Raw genomic sequence first — 5,960 nt, 5'->3', positions numbered from 1 at the left:
GTTATTGAGAGGTTGGCTATCGTGACTCAGGCCATCAATTTGGAAGGTCTCAATTGGGCGATTTTCCTCGTTTTTTGTTGCGCCATTCGGTAGCACCGAAGCAGCTTCTCCTGGCCAGTAGGCATAGCTGCGTTTTCCTTTGTCATCTCTGGCAGTACTACGTCTTTTTTCCCAGCCAAGATGTTGCAGCACCTTACCTACCCTCATTCTATGACCTGTGTGAATCTGTAATTTGTTATCGTGTTCACCCTGCAGATGCTCAATCAACTGATCTATCGTGACTGATTTTTCCTTACGACCTGCGATGTAATCCCTGACAGTCTCTTCCCACGGATCAACTGAGAGTACCTGCTCCTGTTCCCTCTCAGCTATTGTCTGAGCCTCTCGGCTCATCAAAAAAGACTTCCCGACCTTGTGAAGATGAACCGCTTCAGCCAGCAGTTGATCTCTCTGTTGCTGAAACTCATTGATACGTATCGGGTTCGGTATGTGGATTGGCCAGAATCTCCGATTACCTGTGGTGTCACTCAGGAATTCATCCTCATTAGTAGATCCACCAAATACGCAGGTTCTTGGAAAATCCCTGGCCCTCTTGCTGTAAGGAGGACGAAATCGGTCGGCTCTCTCTGTGACAAAACTCTTGATGGTTTCAGTGTCTGCTTTTTTCAATACCGACATCTCTGCAAACTCAACAATCCATTTGCCCAGAAGTTTCTCTTGGGCTTCTTTGCCCCTGAATTCCTTGAGTTCGCAAAACCAGTTGCCACCAATGATGCTAAAAACCGTTGATTTGAAATAGCCTTGCTTACCCTGCAAGATCAGGCAGTGATCGAACTTCGTGCCAGGCAGATAGGCCCTGGTCACTGCAGCCAACAGCCAGCATCTCCCTGCTTCTCTGGTGTAGAGATTGTCTTCTGCTCTACAGAAGTTAACCAGCCAGCTATCTATGCGAGCCACTCCGTCCCATTGTAGAGAGTCCAGATAGTCTGTCAGTTCATTGCGTTTATCCTGGTAAGCGTAGGTTTGCACAGCCTTATCAACAATTACATCACTGATACCCCGCCAGCCTAAGTCGAAATCCTGGAGTTCTTTTGTGAGTTTAAGAGTCAGTTCATCATCCCACTCCAGGTGATGGCCTTTCTCATCAACAGTCATTGTTCGGTGATGAAACTCGTCATACCAAATCGGCCTCTGAACTACTGAGAGCCACTCGACTATGTTGTGCAGGTTTGGCTTCAGTTTTTGAGGCTCATTGGGCGCAGTGTTGAGGTAATGCCAGTTACCTTTGATCGTTGAAGAAGTAACCTTTGGCCGATAAGGCTTCTTTTCACCTTCTGAGAAGCATTGTTGAACTGTTCTCTCTGCATCCGCAGGATCTTCTGGTCGCACTTTCCTTGCCGTATTTACAAGCAGTTTAAGAGTGTCTTCTCGGGCCAACAAGCCACTAGAGACAAGACCACCGCAGCTATAAGCAACTTTACAGTAGGTCTTGTGACGGCTGCCTTCAGAGGCAAACCTAATCTGCTGAAGGCCCTGCTGAAGGTAGTGCTCGGCAGAAACAGTTGTCAGATCGGAATGCTTGGCAGAAACAGTTACCGGATTGTTTAGTGGTTCTTCAAATAAGTCTTCAGTGGACTCAGTAGGATCAGCGGGCTTATCAACAACTGTTACTGAAGGCTCTGTAATCGACCATTTACTTGTATTCAGAGGTACCGCATCATGATTCAAAACTAGCTGCGGATCGTAACTGAGAAAACATAGTCGACGAACATCCTTACAATTCTCATCGATGATCAGATTGTATTTTTCCTTGATGTATCGTCTGGCTACCTGAAAAGCCTGCTTATGCTCCTTGTCATCAAGGCAAGCAGGGATTTGCATCGCAGCTTTTACTCCAAGTCTGGATGGACTCAAGAATACTGCTTCGATGTGAGGGTCGTTGGCCAGCAGTTCTCTAACCTCTTGAGCCTGCTTAAGTCCGAGACCGTCAAGATCAAGCTGCAGACGTCCGGAGTGCTGGAGGAGGTTGTCATTCTTAGGCCGCTGCCCTTGCGCAAAAGTACCACTCCAGCAGAACACTGGGAGGGACTTCTTTTGCAGGTCATATGCTTTCTTCAACCTGGTATGATCTTCCTTAGCTTTTGTCAGTAAGCTTGGTTCCTGACCAGCTGGAAGTTCTTCTGTGCTGGCTTGCTTCTCAAGTTCTAACAATTCTGCTTTGGCTGCCTCCGCTTTTGCCGCTAGAGCTGCTAACAATTTGAATTCATCAATCAGAGATGGACTTTGCTGAGAAACTGCTTGCTCGTCTTCAGTCAGTGGCAGTTTCCCGTCTCGAATTACTGAATAGACCCATTGCAGGCTCTTTGCTTCAAAATCCCTGAAGCCAGCTTGTCCAGATCCGTTGAAAAAGACGTTGCTTCCTGTGGTCACAAGAGTCTCTTTCGGTGACAAACATTTTCGAGCTTTGTCCCTCATAGGGCTTTCTGGCGCAGCGCCCTTTTGATTATTTTCCATAATAATCCCAGTAGTGTAATTGTTCTGAAATCAAGTACTTTTTTCCTTGAGTTGATCCCGCAAAGTCATCAGCTCGCAGGATCAAGCATCAGTCGTGAGCAACCATTTGTTGCTTGATCCACTCCTGTAATTCCAAAAGTGGGTAACGAATCGATTTGCCAGCTATTTTGGCGTAATTGGGGCCACGACGATCAAAGCGCCAACGCCTCAGAGTCTTCACACTCAAGCTTATGTAATCAGCCGCTTCCTGTTCGGTGAGATAATCTTTGGGATAATCACTAGTCATTTAGACCTTTCAATAATGCGATAGTGAACAAAGCTGCAGAACTTTGTGTTCTGTTTATTGTCTCCATTTTACTAAAGAGGACCCAGTAGCGCGCCCCGAGAAGAGGCGCGATAGTGTTCGCGCCAAAACTCGCGCCAACTGAATGTGGACTTGCTGCTGAAAAAACTGTCGAAGGGGGAAGATTGAAGTGAGAGAGAGTTTGACGAATGCGAGGACTAATCTGGGAGGTGATTCCTTAAAATCGCCATTGTGTTCTTTGGAAGATCATCATCAGTTGGTTTACGTCCTCTTTTGAGAGCCTTTGCATTCAGAGGTTTCCCATAATGCAGGAAGTGTTGATGGAGAATTGATTTTCTGAGATCTAGTATATCAGCCACACATCTAAGCCTTGCTTGCTTTGTCAACCAATCAAAGCAAGCAGCTGATGGAGGAACTGGCTCATTTTGACCAAATCTTACAAAGCGTTTAGGGACAAGTAATTCAGCCCCCGCTTTGAGCCATCCCTGCCGAACCATTTCAGCAAAAGCTTTTTGCAAGTTCTCAAAAGGCAAATCGGTCTGGAGCTTCAAAACTGTTTCTGCAGAGATTGGCTCAGCCAGGCTTGCAAAGGTACTCTCAACCAACAGGTTATTGACGGGTGTCGTGTAAGCATAGTCACGTCCGTTAACTATGAAGTGAAAAACGGGAAGGCTCTTCCACAGGATCAGGTTCCAGTAGGGTAATGGAATGACCTGTTCGCCCTTTGAAGCAATCAGATGCTGAAATCCTGCGGCATATTGCAGCATTTGCCAGAGGTCTTTTTTACGTTCATCTTCTTGCTCTCGGTCTCTCGAATTCTCATAATCTATGCGCCTGGTTTCATCCATATCAGAGACTGGTCTGAGATCACAGGCTCTTACATACAGTTGCCAGCTTTGATCATAGGCGTGAAGCAGTGCTGCTTCTTCTAAGTTCCCCTCTGAGTTGGGCACAGCATCCAGCAAGGACATCTTCTGAGTCATTTGTAGATCCTTTCTTTTGTTCTCATTGATTCCAGCTTCATTTCGAACTCACTTTGGACCTTATTGATCGACGTGTACCTCTAAGATTCATCCAGTCTCTTGAGGACAATCAATAATGTTTGGGCAAAACAGGAATAAGTAGGTATGCGAAGTAGGGCTTTTAGTTAATCTGCGAGAGTTCGTTTAATTGAAGGGAGATGCTCTTAAGGTTGGCAAAAAGTCATTTAGCAGGTCCGGGTTAAATCAGGTTCTTTTTTTAGTCTGGTTTTGAGGTCTCAGGATTTTCTGCAGCTGACCAAACTTCTTCTAATAGTTTGAGTTGTTTTCGCTTCGGATCATACAGATCGTTAACCATCGAATCGAGCAACACACGATAGTAGTGTCGATCTACAAAGGTGCGTCCATGCTGAATTTCTTCAATACTGTGGCGTTGATAGGCACTGGAATGAGGAAGTTCAAGATATCTGGAGGAGTCGGGATTCTTTGGCATCAGAAACGGAGGCTTTTTGGAGTTAACGATGGATTAGTGTCTGCAACCCAGCAGAATCAACGCTTACACCAGGCTGCCAAAGCCGATATGAAGATCAACTTCGCCTAGCCAGGACTACAAGACACTAGCTGACAACCAATAGTTATAGGGAATTTCTAAAATGTCCAATGGTTATCCGGAGTGAGTGACTTAGGGGCATTCACTGACAATGATAAAGTCTTATCGGGAGGACTAAAATCTTAGTTCTAAAGCGGGACAAAAAGGTAAGGTTTTTGGGTACTCAAAATACATCAGTTCAACATCTCATCCATCACCCTCTGGGTCCGATCGGCAATCCCTCTTTGAGCAGATTCCAAAAATCGGGCATAGCGGCGTGTCATTGGGGAGCCTGGCGAGTGACCTAATTGATACGCAACTTCATCAAGAGTAGCACCGGAAGACAAGAGCCTTGAGGCCACCGTATCTCTCAGGCAGTAATTTGGCCGGTAGTCTTCAGGTATCCCTGCTAGATCTCGTATCCTACGGAAGTGACGGAGGTATGAATCCAGTTTGCGTTGACCTCCTGCAGGACCCGGAAATACAAACCTGCTGGTCTGCATTGCCTCTGGAGAGTCCTCAAGCAATTCTCGTTGTTGCTGTAGAATGTAATGTAACTTCTCACTCATTGGAAAGATGATGGACTTCCCGCTTTTCGTATCTCGCTTTGTGTAAAGACGTTGATTGAAATCAACATCCGTCCAAAGCAGCTTTAGTGGTTCTGAGGCTCGAGAGCCAGTCCAGGCAATGAACTGGTGAAGGTGGGCGATATGTTGGTCAGGATAGTCATCCCAAACTTTGTGAAGCTCTCTAAACTGCTCATCAGACAGTATTTCAATCCTCTCAGAGTCAGGATCAGCTTTTGGTAATTGAATCGTCCAGTCCAGTGCCGGGCAGAGTTTCTTGCGGACTCCAAAGTTGATAATCCTCCGGAGTAATTCCAGAACATTGCTCACTGTTTTGCTGCTGTGCTCTTTAAGCAGATCTAGGTGCAGTTTGTCTACATCAAGTGGAGCCAATTCCTGTGGAGTCTTTTTACCAAATGTGTTCTTGATATGTAAATCATAGCGGTTCTTATCAGTGTTGACGCCTTTTAGAGAACTACCCTTTGTTTCAAGGTAAAGCTCCCACAGTCGGTCTATCGTCGGTTTCTCTGATTCAGCCAACCTCGCTACTTTACTAGCTTGGCGTTTCTCTTCATTTGTCTGAGATTGCCCGGCCATTCTTTTGGCACGTTCTGAAGCACACCTTGCGGGTGTCCAGCCTTGAGACTTCCTTCCTACCTTCTCTTCATATAGTTTTCGGCTCTCAGGCCTACGGTAGGTGATGTAGAAGATCCTCTCATCATTCTTCTCAACGTATGAGACACCCTTATAATCTGTTTGAACTCGAACAGCTCTTGGCATTGATGCTCTTTGGTTCAGATTTCATTTTACCCAACCATATACCCAACCAATTTATGGGTAAATGAGGGATACTAGTTGACACATCTGACCAAATAATCTATCAATATCACCAGTAATTACAAGGCTATATCATAAATCAGGGCTACTTCTGGGTAAATGAGAGAATACTCTGACAGACGGGCTCATAACCCGAAGGTCGCAAGTTCAAATTCTTCCCCTGCTACCAT

Annotated in this window: 5 protein-coding genes; all 5 read right to left on the bottom strand. The window is 45.8% G+C overall.

Annotated elements, in window-relative coordinates; translation table 11 throughout:
- The coding region (locus tag P8O70_19380; protein ID MDG2199003.1) for a VapE family protein at nt 1-2,514 on the bottom strand (2,514 nt) is incomplete at its 3' end.
- Nucleotides 2,515-2,602: 88 nt separating this feature from the next.
- On the bottom strand, nt 2,603-2,800 hold the full coding sequence (locus P8O70_19375; GenBank protein MDG2199002.1) for a helix-turn-helix domain-containing protein: 198 nt from the start codon (nt 2,798-2,800) through the stop codon (nt 2,603-2,605).
- A 215-nt stretch (nt 2,801-3,015) separates the two neighbouring features.
- Entirely contained in the window at nt 3,016-3,801 is a 786-nt protein-coding gene (locus P8O70_19370) for a hypothetical protein (protein MDG2199001.1), read from the bottom strand.
- 256 nt (nt 3,802-4,057) lie between these two features.
- Nucleotides 4,058-4,291, bottom strand: a complete 234-nt coding sequence (locus P8O70_19365) for a hypothetical protein (GenBank protein ID MDG2199000.1) — start codon at nt 4,289-4,291, stop codon at nt 4,058-4,060.
- A 290-nt stretch (nt 4,292-4,581) separates the two neighbouring features.
- Nucleotides 4,582-5,733: a site-specific integrase gene (locus tag P8O70_19360; GenBank protein MDG2198999.1), complete on the bottom strand. Its 1,152-nt coding sequence runs from the start codon at nt 5,731-5,733 to the stop codon at nt 4,582-4,584.
- Nucleotides 5,734-5,960: the final 227 nt, after the last annotated feature.

It is taken from the genome of SAR324 cluster bacterium, assembly GCA_029245725.1.
Classification (GTDB): domain Bacteria; phylum SAR324; class SAR324; order SAR324; family NAC60-12; genus JCVI-SCAAA005.
This window is presented reverse-complemented; position numbering and strand designations above follow the sequence as displayed.